The organism is Natronobacterium haloterrestre (assembly GCF_900112205.1).
In the GTDB taxonomy this organism is placed as follows: Archaea; Halobacteriota; Halobacteria; order Halobacteriales; family Natrialbaceae; genus Natronobacterium; species Natronobacterium haloterrestre.
The window spans coordinates 199,332-217,402 of sequence record NZ_FOKW01000005.1 but is presented as its reverse complement, the minus strand read 5'-3'; the positions used below and the strand labels follow the sequence as shown (position 1 = coordinate 217,402).

Sequence of the window (18,071 nt, the reverse complement as noted above, 5' to 3'; positions counted from 1 at the left end):
CAGGGAACAGCTTGCTGCGACCGTGGTTCAAATCCCATCGTGCCCGTTGTTATCGCGAACAACTCGTGAGCGACGGCGAGATACTGAGATGGGTTCGAACCAGACGGCGGCGAGCGAAGCGAGCCGACGGCGTGGTTCAAATCCCATCGTGCCCGTGAGCCCGTCGAACACGGGAGACAGGGACGTTCAGAACTCCGTTTTGCGATGTGCCGTGGTAAAAGCGCTCTCTGATATCCGTGTCTCCCCGATGGTGACGAACTCGTCGTTCTCGTCGTGTTCGACTTCGATCACGAGCCGTCCGTTCTCGGGGAGCGCGTCTCCGGTCGTCAACTCGAGAGCGTCGCCGGAGTCGATTCCGTCGTCCCACTCGTCGACGTACTCGCGACTGGCGACGTACCGTTCGCCGTATCGTCCGTCGACGTAGGCGACCGTATCGCCGATCCGAACCCGCAGATTCGACGGCTCGCCGCTCAGGTTCGTCGCCGTGATTCGGACCAGTTCGGCTCCGTCGACCGTTCGGAAGTCGAACTCGAAACTCCCCTGCGGGTGTGTGGGTGGCGTGCCGGTCACTGGCGGCTCGAGACAGCCGGCGATGCCGACGAGGAACGTCGTCAACAGGTCGCGTCGTGCTCGCACTGGTCCCTGTTACCGACGTCCGGTCCTTGTCAGTTATGCCGCGATTGCCGTTATCATCGACGGTCGGCGTCAGTCCCCACCGTCGGCGGCGATCCTTCGCTCGGACTCTCGGTCGCTCGAGTCGCCTGCACCTCGTGCCGGCGAGACGGCCAGCCAGAGGGTGCCCGCCGCGAGCGCGAGGGTAACGCCGGCGAACGCGAGAAATCGGATCGGGCCTGCGATCGCGGCGAGTTCGCCCCCGACGACCCTTGCGGCCGCCGCCGCGAGGGACGACACCATGGACACGCCGGAAAGGACCGTCGCGCGGTCCGTATCGCCCAGTCGGTCGTTGAGATACTGGTTTCGGATCGGTCGGAGCACGGCTCGCGAACTCCGGTAGAGGAACAGCGCCGGAACGATCGCGGCCGGAACGAACAGGGGGGCGACGTAGGCTGCTCCCAGTACCGGCGCGGCCAGCGCCAGCGTTCGTCGCGTGCCGAGTCGATCCTGGAGCCAGCCGACGGTCGAGGCGGCGCCCGCCGACACGAGTTTGAACCCGGCGTACAGCACGCCCAGCCCGGCGACTGGGAGGCCGACAGCCTCGAGCGCGGGCTGTTCGAACGTACGCGAGAGGTCGAAGAGCAGGAAGAGCAACCCGGTGTAGACGACGACCCATCCCACTGCGGGACGGGCGAACTCCCGCCGGAGCGACCGGAGTCCGTCCCGGAGTCGGTGTCGGTTGGGTTCGTGGTCGGGATCGTGGTCGCAGCCCGGGTCAGGGGCAGGGTCGGGGCGATCCGTCGCCGAACCGGCCCCCTCTCCGGTAGTCGGCAACGCCACGAGCAGCGGAAGCCCGAGCGCGGCCAGCGCGGCGTTGACGAGAAACGGGAGTTCCGGGCCCGCCCCGTACAGGACGCCGCCGATCACCGCGCCCGCTGCCGACGTCGTGAAAAGCAGCGTGCTGCCCCGTCCCTCGAGGCGGGCGAACTCGTCCGGTTCGCCGTAGACCGCCAGCAGTTCGTAGAGCCAGGCGTCGGCCGTCCCGGAGCGAAACGCCCACGCTGAGCCGACGAACACCTTCAACGCGAGGTAGCCGGCGGCGAAATCGACGAGCAGGTAGCCTGCCAGCCCGACGGTGCGCAGAACCGTTCCCAGTACGAGAGTCGAGCGACGACCGATCCGGTCGGCGAGGTAGCCCGACGGAACCTGCGTGGCGACGAGCGTGATGGAGAACGTCGCCTGTGCGAGCGCGACGAACTCGAGGCCGTATCCGCGATCGAGGAGGTAGAGGACGCTGATCGGGACGACGAACCCGGACGACGTGGTCGCCCGATAGAGGTAGTACGTCCAGCGGACGTTCCGAGGGACGGCCATCGCACCCGACTACAGTTACCACTTTGATGGTATTTTTCGAAAGCTGATTTTTGTATCGCGACTTTCACAAGTGATACTTTGTATGTTATCTATCATTTCGGCGAATTCGGAGACTCGATGGTCGTCTCTTTCGCGTCGAAACCGTAGTGATGGCGGGGAAATCGGAACCCCATCCTCCCACATCCGCCGTTTCTGTCTAATTATAATATCTTATACAATAACTGGGTTCAGAAAGAACCTAAGTGGCTGCCAGCAGTACTGTACGACGCACGAAAATGAAAGACGACGTATATATCGTCGGTCTCTGCGGCAGTCTGGCACCCGACAGCGGTACTCGAGTTATCGTTCGCGAAGCGCTCGCGGCCGCCGAACGCGCAGGTGCGGAGACGACGCTCGTCGACCTGCGGGAGTACGACCTGCCGACGTTCGAACCGCACCGCCCCGACGCGGGTGATGCCCCGGAACTCAGGCGGCACGTCGACCGTGCGGACGGGGTCGTCCTCGGCACGCCGATGTACCACGGAACGTTTAGCTCGCCGCTCAAGACGGCGCTCGATTACTGCGGCGCGGACGAGTTCGAGGAAACGACCGTCGGACTCGCGGCCGTCGCCGGCGGCTCGTTCCCGACGCCGGCGCTCGAGCATCTCCGGTCGGTCGCCCGGGCGCTCGGCGCGTGGACGCTCCCCCACCAGGTCGGGATTCCCGACTCCCACGAGCGGTTCGCCGACGGCGAACTGATCGACGACGACCTCCGGGAGCGTACCCGCCGACTCGGCCGTGAACTCGTCGACTACGCGGGAGTAACGTCCTACCCGGAGGTCACCGAGAAGCCGGTCGAGGCCCAGTCGACACCGTAGTCGACGTCCGACGGTCCGGATCCTCTCACGAGGGGATCGCACGTCCTGCCCCCCAGTTGGAACCTACCCGAACGGATTCAACGACGCCCGTGCTATCCGAACGCATGACCGAACGCTCGGCGGAGCGAACGTACGGATCGCTGCCGCCCGACGAGGCGCTCGCACTGCTCGGAAACGAGGTCAGAGCGAAGATCCTTCACACACTGAGCGAAGCCCGCGGTGGACGCGGACCGCCGCCGGTCCTGCCGTTCTCGGAACTCCGCGAACGGACCGACGGCTCCGTCGAGAGCAGTCGCTTCAACTACCACCTCCAGCAACTCGTGGGCACCTTCGTCGAGCGGGTCGATCCCCGTGCCGAGGCAGGGGCCGACGACGCGCAACCGGTATCCGAGATGGCGGCCACCGACGAGGAGGGGTTTCGCCTCCGGCCGGAGGGGACGACGATGGTCCGGACGATCCGGGCCTGGTCCGTCGCCGGGGAGGCGACCGTCGAGCCGTTCGATCTCGAGCAGTCCTGTCATCACTGTGGCGGGTCGATCCGGGCACAGTACCGCAACGCCATCTTCGCCATCCAGTGTGCCGACTGCGAGTACCTGTACGATTACAATCTCACACCCCCCGGGATCCTGAACGGCCCGGACGATCGGCTCCTCGAGCGGGTCGCGGCGTACAACCGTCAGCAACGGTTCGCGTTCGCGCAGGGAACGTGTCCGCTCTGTGGCGGCGGGGTCGATGCGGAGTTTCTGGAGCCGGAAACGACGGGATATCCGCGCGGCAACCTCCGATCGACGATCGTTCGGCGCGGCTGCTCGCACTGTGGAAACAAGGACACGCTCACGACCGGCGAGTTCCTGCTCGGCGAGAGCGAGGTGATCGCGTTCTGTCGGCGACGGGGTCTCGACCTCATGGACACTCCGATCTGGGAGGTGGAGTTCGCCGCGACGGATCGGCGAACGACGGTCGAAGCGACCGACCCGTGGCGGGTCACGACCGCCGTCGAACTGGACGGGGAGGCCCTCGAGTGTACTGTAGACGAGACGCTCGAGGTCGTCGACCGGGAGCGGTACTGAGACGGGCTATTGATACGGACTGCTGTAAGTCATTACCGGTGCAACCGCGACCGTCCTGCGGTTGTACCGGTAAACAGTTACAGCAATCCGTATGAGTCGTTGCGGCCGACCGCGAGGGTCCGACGCCTGCGGTCGGGCCGGGAAATCGTCACAGCAGACCGCAGGAGTCGATCCGCCGTCAGGCTCGAGCAGGACGCTTGCCGACCTCCCGCTCGAGTTCGCTCGCCGCCTCGAGCCGGAGCCGCTTGGCCTCCGGTTTCGTGAGCCGGGAATCGGGGAGCCGGTTCGCGAGCGGATCGTACGCCTCCGGTGAGAAGCCGAGGTCGCGCAGGTAGCTGCGGACGCCGTCGTCGGCCATTCCGTCCCGAATCGCCGCGTCGGTGATCTCCTCGACGGTCTCGAACGCGGGGAGCTGGACGGGTCCCTCGCCGCTCACGCCCATGCCCACGCCCACGCGCCGGCCGTCCTCGACGTCGACGACCGTGCCGGCGGTCGCCGCCCGGTCGACGATCGAACGGACCGTCTCCGCCAGCCGGAACGTCTGCCCGGGCAGTGCCGCGTCGGGCGATCGCCACTCCACGGTCGGTACTTCTTCCCGGAGTCGGACCGGCGTCCAGACCGTGTCGTAGGGATCGAACTCGTCGTCGAACGCCGCGGGATCGACGCCGCGCTCGAGCGCGCGCTCGCGGAACCGGTCGTAGGCGGACTCGAGCCGGCGCTCCCACTCGTCGACGCTTTCGACGTAGGGCCACAGCTGTCCTTGCTCGGGACAGGCGTCGTAACACGACCGCCGGTAGAGATACGGGCGGGCGCACTCGAGGATCTGCTCTCCGCGGTAGTGGGACGCGCTGTTGACGAGTGTGAACGCGGGATCGACCGCGGTCAGGGCGTTGAGCTGATCGGCGACGCGGTCGCTCGATTCCGCCCGTTCGAAGTGGAAGTGGGTCCCCGCACAGACGCGGGCGTCGTCGAAGGTCGGACCGACGATCCGGCGCTGGAGGTCGGTGCCGCGCTTGTCCCGGTAGGGGATCTCCGACGGCGTGGCGTGCAGCGGCGTCGCCAGCGGGACGAGCCGCTTGTCCCGTTCGCGGGCGGCCTCGACGACGGCGCCCAGCAGGTCGCGAAACTCCGCGCGCAGTTCCGCCATCGTCGCGCAAGGCGTCGTCTTCAGTTCGATCATCGGTTCGACGAACTCCGGATCGATCCGATCCGAGAGTTCGAGCAGTGTTTCGGGCGGTACCAGTTCGCCGTCGTCGTCGACGACCCAGTACTCCGCCTCGAGACTCGTATTCATGGCTGTTTCCGGTGATGTGGTTGGCTGGTGCCGCGATCGCGGATTCGGTGCCGTGGAGTGCGGTCGCGGCGGAGTCGCGTTGCGCGGCGCTCGAGCGAGTCAGGGGTCGCCCTCACAGCGCAGCGCCGAGAAGCGGTCGGGCGTCACGTCACCGGGATGCCGACGCCCGCCATCTCTGTCGCGTACTCACCGGTAGCGCCCTCCCGGAGGAACCGATTGAGCCTGCACTGGCAAGTGGCGGCCGAGCCTTCGGCGGGTCGGCTTCTCCTGGCGGAGGAAAAACGGGGTCTCGAGCGGGTTAGACGATCCGTTCGACGCGGTGCTCGAGGTCGAACTCGAGGTCACGGTCGCCGTCCGCCGTGGCGGCGGCGAACCCGTACACGGTGTCGTGGAAGTTCGCCCGGTAGCTCGCCGGTCCCGTGTAATCCATCTCGGCGGCGCGTTCGCCCGCGAGGCCGAACGCGAGCGTTCCGTGCAGTGCCGCCGCGTGTTCGTCGCCGACGGCTCCCCCGAACGCGGCGAGGGTCGCCCCGAGCATGCAGCCGGTGCCGACGACCTCGCCGAGCATTTCGTGGCCGGCCGCGAGCCGATAGGCGCTGTCGGCGTCGGCGACGACGTCCTCGACGCCCGAGGCGACGACGATCGCGCCCGTGGAGTCGGACAGCGAGCGGGCCGCCCGCTCGATCTCGTCGTAGTCGCCGACGGATTCGACGCCCCTGACCTGGGCCTCGACGCCCGCGAGGGCGCTGATCTCCCCGTAGTTACCCTTGATGATCGAGAACTCGGCCGCCGAGAGCAGCCCTTCGGCGACCGACTCGCGGGTCGGGGTCGAGCCGACGCCGACGGGATCGAGGACGACCGGAATCCCGCGCTCGTTGGCCGTCTCGACGGCCTCGTGCATCGCGTCGATCTTTCCCTCGGGTACCTGTCCGGTGTTGACGAGGACGGCGCTCGCCGCCCCGGCCATCTCCCCTGCGTCGCCGGGCGAGTCGGCCATCACCGGCAGGGCGCTCCAGTGGAGGATCAGGTTCGCCACGTCGTTCATCGTCACCTCGTTGGTCAGCGCCTGGATCAGCGGCTCGGCCTCGGCGACGGCCGCGAGCGATTCCGCGAGTTCCGCGCCGGTCACGTCGATTTCGGTGTCGGTCATCGCGTCGTGTCTCCGCCCCCCACGTCCTTCGCGGTTTCGACGGCCTCGACGAGCGACTCCGTCGCGGCCCGCGGCTCCGGGGCAGCCGTGATCTCGGAGATGACGGAGACGCCGATCGCACCGGCCTCGACGACCGGCCCCGCGTTCTCGGCAGTGATCCCGCCGATCCCGACGACCGGGATCGACACCGCGTCGGTGATCTCGGCGACTCGCTCGGGGCCGACGCCGTCCTTGTACTCCGCGACGTCCTTCGAGGTGGTGCCGTAGATCGTGCCGACGCCGAGGTAGTCCGCGCCCGCCGCCTCGGCCTCGCGGGCCTGTTCGACGGTCGCGGCCGAACAGCCCACGATCGCCTCGGGACCGAGCAGGTCGCGGGCGACCGCCACGGGGAGGTCCGACTGGCCGACGTGGACGCCGTCGGCGTCGATCGCCTCGGCGATGTCGACCCGGTCGTTGACGATCAGGTCGACGCCCGCCTCGGCGGTTAGCTCCCGTAGCTCGAGGCCGAGTTCGTACCGCCAGCGGGCGTCGGTTTCCTTCTCCCGTAGCTGGACGACGTCGATCCCGCCCGCGATCGCTTCGCGGACGATCTCGAGGGTCGACCGCCCGTTCGAGACCGATTCCTGGGTGACGAGGTACGTCCGCCAGTTCGACGGCTCCGCGGCGTTCCGAGGCATACTCGAGGTGGCGGCGGTCGGTTACTAAGCGGCTTCGGTCGGCTCCGAGCGTCCCCGCCCGCACCGCCTCCACTGCCGTAGTTTCGGCCAGATCGCCCCCTGGCTCAGTTTCTTGCCGTCCGCCGTCGAACGACGAGTATGTCCTTCGACCCGGATCGCGTCACCACGGTCACGTTCGACTCCTACAGCACCCTCGTCGACGTCGACTCCGTCGAGACCGCGCTCGTCGACCACGAGGCCGTCGCCGACGTCGACACGCCGTCCGTGTCGAACACCTGGCGGCAACGCGCGATGGAGTACACCCTCGTCGGCAACGCCCTCGACCGCTACGAGTCGTTCTACGAGGTCAACCGCCGCGCCCTCGAGTACGCCCTCGCGGTCCACGGCATCGAGACGACGCCCGACGACCGCGCGGAGATCCTCTCGGTCTACCACGACCTCGAGCCGTTCGCGGACGTCCGCCCGACCCTCGAGCGCCTCGACGAGGCCGGCTACGACCTCTACGTCCTCTCGAACGGGTCGCCGGAGATGCTCGCGTCGATGATCGACGGGGCCGGAATCGGCGACTACGTCACGGACGCGATCAGCGCCCACGAGGTGGCGACGTTCAAGCCCGACTCCGACCTCTATCGCCACGCCGCCGGCCGGACGGGGACGCCGATCGACCGGATCGCCCACGTCTCGGCGCTGTGGTTCGACGTCCAGGGAGCGGTCCACGCGGGGATGCAGGGGGTCTGGCTCGATCGGCAGGACCGCCCGTGGGAGCCGTTCGGGCCGGAACCGGACCTCGTCGCCGAAGGACTCGAGGGACTCGCCGAGGTGCTCGACGCGTAACGCCACACCCGACCGACCCGTCGCTTTCGGACGTCGCGTTACCCGACGTGACGATCGCCTGAATTATGGGAACTGATATCACATAGCGTGAGCTATTTATTCACCGTTATGGATAACACAACCGTATGGGGGATGTAACGGACTTCACGTGGGAGCAGTGGTTCGGCGTGCTCCTGCTTGCTGGTGTCGGGGTACTGATCCTGGACCTCCTCAGGCGGCTCGCGGTCGGCGACCTCGGTGCGTCGACGCTGACGACGTTCCTCTGGCGTGGGCTCGTCGACGGGCTGATCGTCGGACTCGCCGCGGTCGGGTTGTCCATGACCTACAGCATCCTTCGGTTCGCGAACTTCTCGCACGGCGATCTGGTCACGACGGGTGCGTTCTCCGGCTGGACGGCCGTCTGGGTGATCGGCGGGCTCGGGGCCGCGGATCTGGGTTCCCGGCTGCTGTTGAACGCCGACCGGAGTACCTCGGCGCGGGCACTCGACGTGCACGTCTACGCCGAACCGCTGGCCATCGTCGCCGGGCTGGTGATCGCGGCCCTCGTGACGATCCTCGTGGCGCTGGCGATCGACAGGCTGGTCTACAGGCGAATGCGCGATTCGGGCGGCATCCCGCTGCTGATCGCGAGCGTGGGGGTCGCGCTGGTGTTGCGATACCTCATCGTGTTCCTGTACGGCGAACGGACCCGCGGGGTCGTCCGCAGTTCGCCGTCGATCGACCACCCGCTGCTGTTCTGGACGGACGGAGTGGTCGTCCACGAACTCATCATGGTCGGCTCCGCGGTCGTCCTGATGGTCGGATTACACGTGCTGTTGCAGTACACGAAACTCGGGACGGCGATGCGGGCGATGGCCGACAACAGGGACCTGGCGCTGATCACCGGCATCCCGACCGAACGGGTCATCCTGGCGACGTGGGTCATCGGCGCGGGGCTGACCGGCGTCGCCGGCTACCTGATCGTCTTAGAGCAGGAGACGCTGAACTTCAACACGGGCTGGTTCCTCCTGCTTTTGATCTTCGCCGCGGTCATCCTCGGCGGGATCGGGTCGATCTACGGCGCGATCACGGGCGGGCTCATCATCGGCCTGGCGGACAACGTGATGCTCGTCTGGATCTCGGGTGATCTCACCCGCGTGGCCGCGTTCATGTTGATGATCCTGATCCTCATCTTCCGCCCGCAGGGGCTGTTCGGGGGTGTCGAGACGGCATGACGGTTGACGACCCCGATACGGACCCCGACCGACCCGCCACCGACGGCTCCGGCGCGGCCCCGGCGTCGCCGCTCGAGGGCGCGGCCGCCGTCACGGAGTCACGGCCCCGGTGGCAGGTCGACCTCGGCTACATCGTCCTCACCACGATCGGTATCTACGTGCTGATCACGGCCCTCGGGCTGCTGACGGGGCTCGGGTTCGGCGGCGTCTTCCGCCAGCTACAGACGGTGACGTTCCTCGCGGCGGCCTACGCGCTGGTCGTCCTCGCGCTCAACCTCCACTGGGGGTACACGGGCCTGTTCAACATCGGCGTCGCGGGCTTCATGGCCGTCGGCGCGTACGGGATGGCGATCCTGACGGCCCCGACGGAGGGGACGACGACGCCCGGCCTCGGCCTCCCGATGTGGGTCGGCATCCCCGTCGGCGTGGCCCTGGCGGGACTGGTCGGGTTGATCGTCGTCCTGCCCGCGTTGCGCATCCGGGCCGACTACTTCGCCATCGTGACGCTTGCCTTCGCCGAGGTGATCCGGCTCACGATCAACTCCGGGGCCCTGGCCGACGTCGACGCCTTCGGCCGTCAGTTGGGAACCGGCGGCGGCCGAGGGATCAACTTCCCCCTGCTCGAGCACGCGATCCCGCGCTGGGTCCTCTACGAGGGCGGTGACCCGGCTCAGGGGGCCACCTTCGTCGGGGTCCAGGTGCTGACCGTGACGAACCGGCTCGGCATCGAGCGGACGGTCGTCGAGTCGGCGATCTACACGTCGGTGCTCGTCGGGCTGGTGGCGGTCGTCTTCGTGCTGTCGGTCCGGACGGCGAACTCGCCGTTCGGTCGTCTGCTCAAGGGGATCCGGGAGGACGAACTCGCGACGAAGTCGCTGGGCAAGAACACCGATCTGGTGAAGATCAAGGTGTTCGTGCTCGGCTGTGCGATCATGGGGCTTGCCGGCATCTTCTGGCAGGGCCGCAACGGCTACGTCGACCCCGACGCCTTCCTCCCGATCATCACGTTCTACATCTTCATCGCCCTGATCATCGGCGGATCGGGCTCGAACACGGGCAGCGTCGTCGGCGCGCTCGTGTTCGCCGGGGTTCTGTTCGAGGGGCCGCCCTACGTCCAGCGGATCATCAACCAGGTGATCGATCTGCCCCGGCCCACGACGATCTACGACGCGGTCGTCGCCCTCGGCTCGTTCGATCCGTTGCCGCTCGTCGGCTACACCGTCGGCCAACTCGCGAACCTGCGATTCGTCCTGTTCGGGGTCATCCTGATCCTCCTGATGATCTACCGGCCGGACGGGTTGCTCGGCCACCGCGACGAACCGGCGTCGCCGCTCGATCTGCGGGCCGAACGGCCGACGGACGGCCCCTCGAGCGTCGACGGGGGTGACGACGATGAGTGACGTCGAGGTGAGCGGGGCCGACGGGGCCGCCGAAAGCGAGGCGACCCACCCGCTTCGCATTTCGAACCTGACGAAAACGTTCGGCGGGATCCTCGCCGTCGACGGCGCGAGTTTCGCCGTCGAACGGGGCAGCATCACCGGGCTGATCGGCCCGAACGGGGCCGGGAAGTCGACGACGTTCAACCTGATCACCGGCGTTCACGCGCCCGACTCCGGGCACGTCTACTTCGAAGGCGAGGACATTACCGGCCTGCAACCCCATCAGGTCGCCGAACGGGGGCTGGTCCGGACGTTCCAGATCACCCGCGAACTCGGCGAGATGACCGTCCTCGAGAACATGCTGCTGGCGTTCAAAGGACAGCGCGGCGAGGCGCTGTGGCGGTCGGTCCTGCCGGTCGCCCGCCGTCGCGTCGTCGAGGAGGAGCGGGATCTCCTCGAGCGGGTCTGGGAGACGCTCGAACTGTTCGAGATCGACCACCTCGCCCACGAGGAGGCGGGGAACCTTTCGGGCGGCCAGCGGAAACTGCTCGAACTGTCGCGGGCGCTGCTGACCGACCCCGAGATGTTGCTGCTGGACGAACCGATGGCGGGCGTCAACCCGACGCTCGAGGGGAAACTGCTCGAGCGGATCCACGACCTGACCGACGAGGGCTACACGTTCCTGATCGTCGAACACGACATGGACGTCATCATGGAGAACTGCGAGCACGTGATCGTCATGCACCAGGGATCGGTACTGGCGGAGGGTACGCCGGCGGACATTCAGTCGAACGAACGCGTCATCGAGGCCTACCTCGGGGGTGAGGTCTGATGCTGGTCGTCGACGGTCTGGACGCCGGCTACGGGGATCTGCAGGTGCTTCACAACGTCGACCTCCAGGTCGACGAGGGCGAGTACGTCGCCATCGTCGGCCCGAACGGGGCCGGGAAGTCGACCGTGATGAAGTCGGTCTTCGGCCTGACGACGTACATGGGCGGACGAATCGAGTTCCAGGGCCGCGAAATCAGCGGTCTTCGGCCCGAGGACATCATCACCCACGGGATCGGGTACGTCCCCCAGAACGACAACATCTTCTCGTCGCTCTCGGTCCGTGAGAACCTCGAGATGGGCGCGTACATCCTGGACGAGGTGCCCGAAGACGCGATCGCAGAGGTCTTCAACCGGTTCCCGATCCTCGAGGAGCGCCAGGACCAGACGGTCGGGAGCATGAGCGGGGGCCAACAGCAGATGGTCGCGATGGGCCGGGCGCTGATGCTCGATCCGGATCTGCTGTTGCTCGACGAGCCCTCGGCGGGACTCGCGCCTGACCTGGTCGAGGACATGTTCGACCGGGTGGACGCAATCAACGACGACGATACCGCGGTCTTGATCGTCGAGCAGAACGCCAAAGAGGCGTTGCGCCGCTGTGACCGGGGCTACGTGCTCGTCCAGGGCGAGAACCGATACGAGGACGACGGCGACGCGCTCCTTGCCGACGAACAGGTTCGGCGGGACTTCCTGGGCGGCTGAGCCGTCGTCTCAGGCCTCGAACTCGATGCGTTCGACGGCCTCGATCTCGAAGTCGCCGAACTCGAAGATGTCGTACGAGACGCTCTCCATGTCCCCGTTCTCGTCGAAGTCGACCGTGCTCGAGGCGCCCTGGTACTCGACCTCCGCGCCGTCGGCCGCGAGTTCGACGCCCTCGGCGAAGTTCGACGGCCCGACCACCTCGCCGCCGGGGTTGGCGACCTCGCGCATCTGGCTGCTGATCGCGTCGCCGTCGTTCTCGCCCGCCCGGAGGTTCGCCAGGATCTGGACCGCGCTGGCGTCGTAGGCGTGGGCGTTGAACACGCCCGGGCCGGAGCCGTACTCCTCCTCGTACAGTTCCGCGAACGCGTCGGCCTCCGGACCGTCGGCGGCCGGTGCCGTTCCCATGACGTTGTCCATCGGGTTGTCGACGTCCTCCGGAAGGCCGTCCTCGATCAGCCCGTCCGTGACCATGATCGGTAACTCGTCGCTGAACTCCCCGTAGAAGTCCCGGAAGATCTGGATCCCGCTGACGGGGAACGCGATCACGATGAGCACGTCCGGCTCGTCGCTCAGGACGTCCTCGAGCCCGGAGGTGTACGACGGCTGTTCCGGTTCGAACGCCACCTCGTTGGTCACCTCGCCGCCGAGCTCCTCGAAGGAGTCGACGAACACCTCGGAGAGCGCCTGGCCGTAGTCGTCGTTGAGGTGGAACGAGGCTGCGCTCTCCCAGCCGCGTTCCTCGAAGGCGACCTCGGCCATCACCTGGCCCTGGAGCGCGTCGCTTGGCGCCGTTCGGAAGACGTAGTCGCCGTCGAGGTCGGTGATCAGTGGCGACGTGCTGGCCGGCGAGCACATCACGACCTGTTCGGGGATCGCGACGCTCTCGGCGACGGGGATCGTCACGTCCGACGCCGCGGCGCCCGTAAAGGACGGGACGCCGGCGGCGACGAGGTCTTCGGCGCGGCTGATGCCCGCCTCCGACTCCGTCTGCGTGTCCTCCCGCTGGACGGCTACCGTGACCGGGCTCCCCTCGTTCTCGAGTTGAAGGGCCGGCAACTCCGCGGCGTCCGCGATCGGCGTCCCGAGTTCACCGAGGTCGCCGGTTTCCGGCTGGAGGATCCCGAGCATGACCTCCCGCTCGTCGGGATCCGTACCCGCTGCCTCCGCGTCTTCGTCCTCGTCGTCACCGTCCTCGGACTCCTCGATGACGTCCTCTTCCTCGCCGATACAGCCGGCGAGCAATCCAGCAGTCCCTGTTGCACCCAATCCCTTGACGTACGTCCGTCGGTTGATGTTCCCTGGCATCGTTGCTGTAATCGAATCTCGTTCTCGTGCGGTTCGACGTCTCAGCAACCAGGACAGCCCCGGCAACGCACCACGTCCGGGGACTGTGGTCTCGTCGTCCCGACCGGTCTCGACTACTTGTCGCTCGTTTCCACTCCACACGGTACGGTTCCACATATCCCTATACGAGGGTTATCCTTGATTTCATTCACTATGGGTGAGAAAATTCAAGCGATCGTCCCACGACCGACTACCGTCGGCTACCGCCGAACCGCGACTACTCGTCGTCCTCGAGCAGTCTATCGACCATCTCGTCGGGATCGAACCGCTCGAGGTGGTCGTACCCCTGCCCGACTCCCAGGAAGAGGATCGGCTTGCCCGTTACGTGGGCGATCGAGATCGCCGCGCCGCCGTTGGAGTCGGCGTCGGCTTTCGTCAGGATCGCACCGTCGATCTCGGCGGCCTCGTTGAACTCGCGGGCGCGGTTGACGGCGTCCTGGCCCGCCACCGCCTCGTCGACGAACAGGGTCATGTCGGGATCGACGACGCGGTCGATCTTCTCGAGTTGGTCCATCAGGCCCTCGTCGGTGTGCAGACGGCCGGCGGTGTCGCCGAGCACGACGTCGACGTCGTTCGCCTCGGCGTACTCGACGGCGTCGTAGAGCACGGCCGCGGGATCGCCGCCCTGCTCGTGGCTGATGCACTTCGTGTCCAGGGCGTCGGCGTGCTCCTGGATCTGCTCGTTGGCCCCGGCGCGGTAGGTGTCGCCGTTGGCCATCACCGTCGAGTAGCCCCGCTCCTCGAAGTAGCGGCTCATCTTCGCGATCGTGGTCGTCTTGCCGACGCCGTTGACGCCGGTGAAGACGATGGTGACGGGCTTGTCCTCGATGGCGATGCGCTCGTCGAAGTCGAACTGGCCGACGCTGATCACGTCGTAGATAGCCTCCCGCAGGGCGTCCTCGACGACCTCTCCCGTCGAGGTGGTGAACGTCCGCGTCTCGCCGACGAGTTCGTCGCGGATGTTGTCGAGGATCTCCTGGGCGACGTTCATCTCGACGTCGCTCGAGAGCAGCGCCATCTCGAGTTCGTAGAGGGGGTCCTCGAGGTCTTCCTCCTCGATGACGAACTTGCCCTTGACCAGGGACTTTGCCTTGCGGCCGAAGCCGGTCGAGTTGGACTCCTCCTGGGGTTCGTCGGGTTCCTCGTCGTCGGCGGCGGCTTCGTCGTCCTCGTCCTCGCCCTCGAGAGCGGCCGGTTCCGCGTCGGATTCCTCGAGTCGGTCGCCAACGCCCGCCTCCGGCGGGGATGCGGCGTCGGGACCGGAACCGGGACCGGGGTCGGAAGCGGCCTCCGCTTCGGCCACCGCCTCCGTCTCTTCGGGGCCGACGTCTCCTTCGGGGGAGTCCTCGAGTTCTCGTTCCGGCTCCGCCTCCGGCTCCGGCGCTGTCTCTTCGAGTTCGACGTCGTCCTCCTCGGGATCGACCTCCTCGACGTTCTCTTCGGCGGCTTCTTCCGCGTCTTCTCGGAAGCTTCCGAGCTTCTTCTTCAGGTTATCGAACATGGCTATGGATGGCTGTGGCAGTGATAGGGACAGTCACAGTGCGGTAACCGTGACGGTCTCGATGGATCGAAATCGACCGTCGAACGGCACCGACGGGGGTGGATACCTGACCAATCGCGGTCGACGGTGATAGAAGTGGCGATGCCGGCTCCGGACGTCCGACCGCGGTCCGGTCTTCGTGTTTTCCGTTTCGCGTTCGCGTTCGTGGCTGCGTTCACGTTACGCGGCGTCCGCCGCCGGACGACCGATGTCCGTTACTCGTCCCCTTCGGGACCGCCGCCCATTCCCTGCATCTGCTGTTGCATCGCCTGCTGCTGGAGCTGCTGGGCCTGCTGCTCGAGCTTTTCGCTCTCGCTTTCGAGCTCCGCGATCTCCTCGTTGACCTCGTCGATCCGGTCGTCGAGGTGCTCCTTCTTGTTCTCGAGGGCGTCGACGGCGTCGTCCTGCTCGAACTCCGCGGCGTAGTCGGCCCCGAGGTCGACGATCGCCTCGTCGATGTCCTCGACCGTCGCGCGGAGGTAGGCACCGCCGCCGATCGGGACCTGGACCGTCGAGCCGGTCTCTAAGGTCTCGAGGGCTTCGATAGCCTCGTCGACCTCGATTTTCTCCTGTTGGAGCGACTCGACGTTCGCCTCGAGGGCTTCGATCTCTTCCTGGATCTCCTGGAGTTCCTGGGAGAGTTGCTGGAGTTGCTGCTGGCTCATTGTGCGTCGACCTCCTCGAGGTCGATCTCGGTGCGTTTGAGCCCGTGCTGGCTCCCGAGCTGGGAGAGGGCGTGTTCGCGGGCGACGTTCTCGTTTTCGGCGTCGACCGTCGTTTCGAACTCCGCGTAGCCGTCGCGGGTCTTGAACTGACCGGTCACCGTAAACTGACTCATGGCTGTTCCTCCGGCAGGCAGTCGGAAGAATCTTCCCTTCCGTATTTTCGGCCGGGAGTCGACCCTGGGTCGGCCGGAACGACCGAAATCAGTCGTGTCAGGGCCGCCGGTCGGCCCGAACGCGGCCATCGCACCCCCTGAGTGTGAGGGGGTCGGAGACGGGAACCAAGCCACGGGACGAGAAACGGTTTTGCCCGGGAGCCCGTACGGGCCTCCATGGCCGACATCGATCCCGGCACGCTCCTCCCGAACGACCGCATGAAACGACAGGCCCTCGAGGGCGAGGTCACCCAGATCCACCGCGGCCAGCAGTACGCCGACGAGGGCGACACGTTCACCATCGAGGATACCACGTTCGAGGTGCGGGAGGTGACCGACCGCACGCTCGGCGACCTCACCGACGAGGACGCACGGGCCGAGGGAATGGAGGACCTCGAGGGGTATCGTCGACTGCTCGAGCGCGCCCACGAGAACTTCGAGTGGGACGACGACAGCGAGGTCGTGCTCCACCGGTTCGAACCGCAGTGAGGACTCCATGAACCATCTCCCACCCCTCGACGACGGCGAATGGCGGCTCCCCAACCACGCCCACATCGTCGTCTACGAGCGCGACCGCGAGGACGACGAGCGCGGCCTGCTCACGATCTACGACTGCGGCGCGGCCCAGAAGCCGCCGCGGGCGCAGTTGCTCGGCACCCTCGAGGGCGTCGCCGCCGACGCGGAACTCGAGTCGACCCCGACGGGACGGATCGTGAAACTCCGCGAGGAGGCGACGCTTTCCGAGGACGAGCCGGATCGGTTCCGGATTCGCTAGGCGATCAGACCGGAAGCCGATCCGCCCGCTCGAGGAACAGGAGACCGACGACCAGCGTGGCCAGGAAGACGGCCGCGGTCCGGAACACAAGATCGTAGGTGTACCCGCCCTCGATGAACAGTCCCAGCACGAACGAGCCGAGCGCCTGCGTGAGCATCCACATCGAACTGAACACGGCGTAGGCGCTGCCCCGCGTCGAATCCGGCAGCGTGTCGAGGAGGAACGTGTCCGTGGCCGGAAACAGCGCGTGAATGACGAACCCGAGGACGCCGGAGAGGACGATCACGCCGGCCAGTCCTTCGACTGCGGTCAGTGCAAGCAGGGTCGCCGAGAAGGCCCCGACGACTCCGAGCAGGTACGGCACCCGGGGGAGCCTGTCGGCGAGGTCGCCCCCGAAGTAGAACGCGGGGATGCCCGCGGCGAAGACGATGGTGAGCATCGTCCCGGCCATCCGGTCGGAGTGGCCCTTCGACTGCATGTAGAGTTCGTAGAAGTTGAACACGCCCTGCCAGACGAACGAGGCGATGCCGACGATCGCGAGCGTCGTGACGATGATCCGCCACTCCGAGAGCGCGCCGGCGACGAAGTTGCGGTCGTCCTCGCCGGCCCGCGGCAACTCTGTTCGTTTCGCCTCGAGACCGGTATAGCCCGTGACCGCGGCCGCGAGGGCGGCGATCAGCCACAGCGACAGCCGCCAGTCGGCGACGATGGCGACCGTGACCGTGACAAGCGGCGCGGCGATCACCGCGGCGATCTGGCTGGCCGCGCCGTGGATCCCCATGACGCGACCGACGCGATCCGGGAACAGTTCGCTCAGGAACGGGTTCGCGGAGACGAAGTAGACGCCGGAGGCGATCCCCATCAGGAACGCGCCGACCATGAGATGGCGGATCGACACTGCGGTCGCGGCGAACGCGGAGGCGACCGCGAGGATCGACCCGGACCCGAGCACGACGTAGTGTCGCGGCACTTTCGTCAGGAGCCACCCCGTGGGCAGGCGCGGCGACGCGCTGCCGACCCACGCGAGGGTAACGAGGAGCCCGGCGGTCGCCTCCCCGATCGCGAACTCCCCAATGATGACGTTGAGAAGCGGCGCAAAGATAATTCTGGCCAGGTTGAGGAGGAAGACGAGTCCACAGAGAGAGGCGAAGAGTCGAGCGCGGCTCACGACCGCTATTTCCGACGGGCGGCCACAAACGTTCCGAAACCGGAACGGTTTGGGACACTGAAACACTCACGGTAGCCGGTCGCTCGGTCACGGTAGCGAGCCACAGGCGGGACAACGCTCGCGACTCGAGCGCTCTGTCTGCAAGGAACAGCCCGAAACGGAGAACGCGACGGGAACGCGACAGGAACGCGACGGGAACGCGGCGACGTCGCTCCGCGAGCGTCGAACACTCGAGCGGGTAGAACGGAACCGGGCGTCCACGACCCGGAAAACACGGTGCCGTGACGGCCGTGGCGATATCGACGGTCGATAGTCGACAGCCGACTGTCGACGGCCGCGCCGTTGACGGCACGAACGGGGGTCGCGTCGCCCG

19 protein-coding genes are annotated in these 18,071 nt (G+C 67.0%); 9 read left to right on the top strand and 10 right to left on the bottom strand.

Annotation, left to right across the window (positions count from 1 at the left end):
• Positions 1–186: 186 nt before the first annotated feature.
• Together BM113_RS11775 and BM113_RS11770 are read right to left on the bottom strand one after the other, a co-directional pair.
• Entirely contained in the window at positions 187–636 is a 450-nt protein-coding gene (locus BM113_RS11775) for a hypothetical protein (protein WP_089788220.1), read from the bottom strand.
• 69 nt (positions 637–705) lie between these two features.
• On the bottom strand, positions 706–1,989 hold the full coding sequence (locus BM113_RS11770; protein WP_089788218.1) for an MFS transporter: 1,284 nt from the start codon (positions 1,987–1,989) through the stop codon (positions 706–708).
• A gap of 275 nt (positions 1,990–2,264) precedes the next feature.
• On the opposite strand from BM113_RS11770, the gene BM113_RS11765 reads away from it, so the two are divergent.
• Together BM113_RS11765 and BM113_RS11760 are read left to right on the top strand one after the other, a co-directional pair.
• Complete coding sequence (locus BM113_RS11765; protein WP_089788217.1) at positions 2,265–2,846, top strand: NADPH-dependent FMN reductase; 582 nt, start codon at positions 2,265–2,267, stop codon at positions 2,844–2,846.
• A 104-nt stretch (positions 2,847–2,950) separates the two neighbouring features.
• Positions 2,951–3,916, top strand: a complete 966-nt coding sequence (locus BM113_RS11760; protein ID WP_089788215.1) for a DUF7351 domain-containing protein — start codon at positions 2,951–2,953, stop codon at positions 3,914–3,916.
• A 178-nt stretch (positions 3,917–4,094) separates the two neighbouring features.
• Here the strand turns inward: BM113_RS11760 and BM113_RS11755 are convergent, their stop codons facing one another.
• The 3 genes from BM113_RS11755 to thiE all read right to left on the bottom strand — a co-directional run bounded on the left by BM113_RS11755 (position 4,095) and on the right by thiE (position 7,037).
• Positions 4,095–5,210 carry a glutamate-cysteine ligase family protein gene (locus BM113_RS11755; RefSeq protein WP_089788213.1) on the bottom strand — a complete coding sequence of 372 codons (1,116 nt, stop codon included), beginning with the start codon at positions 5,208–5,210 and terminating at the stop codon, positions 4,095–4,097.
• 298 nt (positions 5,211–5,508) lie between these two features.
• Positions 5,509–6,360, bottom strand: coding sequence for a hydroxyethylthiazole kinase (gene thiM, locus BM113_RS11750; protein WP_089788211.1), 852 nt, complete (start codon positions 6,358–6,360; stop codon positions 5,509–5,511).
• On the bottom strand, positions 6,357–7,037 hold the full coding sequence (thiE, locus tag BM113_RS11745; RefSeq protein ID WP_089788210.1) for a thiamine phosphate synthase: 681 nt from the start codon (positions 7,035–7,037) through the stop codon (positions 6,357–6,359). Before thiE ends, thiM begins: the two co-directional genes overlap by 4 nt.
• Positions 7,038–7,175: 138 nt before the next feature.
• Here thiE and BM113_RS11740 point away from each other — a divergent pair, with 138 nt between their 5' ends.
• The 5 genes from BM113_RS11740 (at position 7,176) to BM113_RS11720 (ending at position 11,994) form a co-directional block, all read left to right on the top strand.
• The gene (locus BM113_RS11740) at positions 7,176–7,871 is read left to right on the top strand and encodes a haloacid dehalogenase type II (protein WP_089788208.1); all 696 of its coding nucleotides are present in this window, start codon (positions 7,176–7,178) and stop codon (positions 7,869–7,871) included.
• A gap of 125 nt (positions 7,872–7,996) precedes the next feature.
• Positions 7,997–9,085 carry a branched-chain amino acid ABC transporter permease gene (locus tag BM113_RS11735; protein WP_089788206.1) on the top strand — a complete coding sequence of 363 codons (1,089 nt, stop codon included), beginning with the start codon at positions 7,997–7,999 and terminating at the stop codon, positions 9,083–9,085.
• A complete protein-coding gene (locus BM113_RS11730; protein WP_089788204.1) occupies positions 9,082–10,485 on the top strand; it encodes a branched-chain amino acid ABC transporter permease in 1,404 nt (467 codons plus the stop codon). The genes BM113_RS11735 and BM113_RS11730 overlap by 4 nt, the downstream gene beginning before the upstream one ends.
• Positions 10,478–11,296 carry an ABC transporter ATP-binding protein gene (locus tag BM113_RS11725; RefSeq protein WP_177209155.1) on the top strand — a complete coding sequence of 273 codons (819 nt, stop codon included), beginning with the start codon at positions 10,478–10,480 and terminating at the stop codon, positions 11,294–11,296. The genes BM113_RS11730 and BM113_RS11725 overlap by 8 nt, the downstream gene beginning before the upstream one ends.
• Positions 11,296–11,994: an ABC transporter ATP-binding protein gene (locus BM113_RS11720; RefSeq protein ID WP_007141379.1), complete on the top strand. Its 699-nt coding sequence runs from the start codon at positions 11,296–11,298 to the stop codon at positions 11,992–11,994. The genes BM113_RS11725 and BM113_RS11720 overlap by 1 nt, the downstream gene beginning before the upstream one ends.
• A 9-nt stretch (positions 11,995–12,003) precedes the next feature.
• On the opposite strand, the gene BM113_RS11715 is transcribed toward BM113_RS11720, so the two are convergent.
• The 4 genes from BM113_RS11715 to rpl18a all read right to left on the bottom strand — a co-directional run bounded on the left by BM113_RS11715 (position 12,004) and on the right by rpl18a (position 15,716).
• Positions 12,004–13,299: an ABC transporter substrate-binding protein gene (locus BM113_RS11715; protein ID WP_089788202.1), complete on the bottom strand. Its 1,296-nt coding sequence runs from the start codon at positions 13,297–13,299 to the stop codon at positions 12,004–12,006.
• Positions 13,300–13,555: 256 nt separating this feature from the next.
• Complete coding sequence (gene ftsY, locus BM113_RS11710; protein ID WP_089788200.1) at positions 13,556–14,839, bottom strand: signal recognition particle-docking protein FtsY; 1,284 nt, start codon at positions 14,837–14,839, stop codon at positions 13,556–13,558.
• A 254-nt stretch (positions 14,840–15,093) separates the two neighbouring features.
• Positions 15,094–15,543: a prefoldin subunit alpha gene (gene pfdA / locus BM113_RS11705; protein ID WP_089788198.1), complete on the bottom strand. Its 450-nt coding sequence runs from the start codon at positions 15,541–15,543 to the stop codon at positions 15,094–15,096.
• On the bottom strand, positions 15,540–15,716 hold the full coding sequence (gene rpl18a, locus BM113_RS11700; RefSeq protein WP_089788196.1) for a 50S ribosomal protein L18Ae: 177 nt from the start codon (positions 15,714–15,716) through the stop codon (positions 15,540–15,542). Before rpl18a ends, pfdA begins: the two co-directional genes overlap by 4 nt.
• A 216-nt stretch (positions 15,717–15,932) precedes the next feature.
• On the opposite strand from rpl18a, the gene BM113_RS11695 reads away from it, so the two are divergent.
• Together BM113_RS11695 and BM113_RS11690 are read left to right on the top strand one after the other, a co-directional pair.
• Positions 15,933–16,244: an ASCH domain-containing protein gene (locus BM113_RS11695; protein WP_089788194.1), complete on the top strand. Its 312-nt coding sequence runs from the start codon at positions 15,933–15,935 to the stop codon at positions 16,242–16,244.
• A 7-nt stretch (positions 16,245–16,251) separates the two neighbouring features.
• Complete coding sequence (locus BM113_RS11690) at positions 16,252–16,530, top strand: hypothetical protein (RefSeq protein WP_089788193.1); 279 nt, start codon at positions 16,252–16,254, stop codon at positions 16,528–16,530.
• Positions 16,531–16,534: 4 nt separating this feature from the next.
• Here the strand turns inward: BM113_RS11690 and BM113_RS11685 are convergent, their stop codons facing one another.
• Positions 16,535–17,698: an MFS transporter gene (locus tag BM113_RS11685; protein ID WP_089788191.1), complete on the bottom strand. Its 1,164-nt coding sequence runs from the start codon at positions 17,696–17,698 to the stop codon at positions 16,535–16,537.
• Between the last annotated feature and the right edge of the window lie 373 nt (positions 17,699–18,071).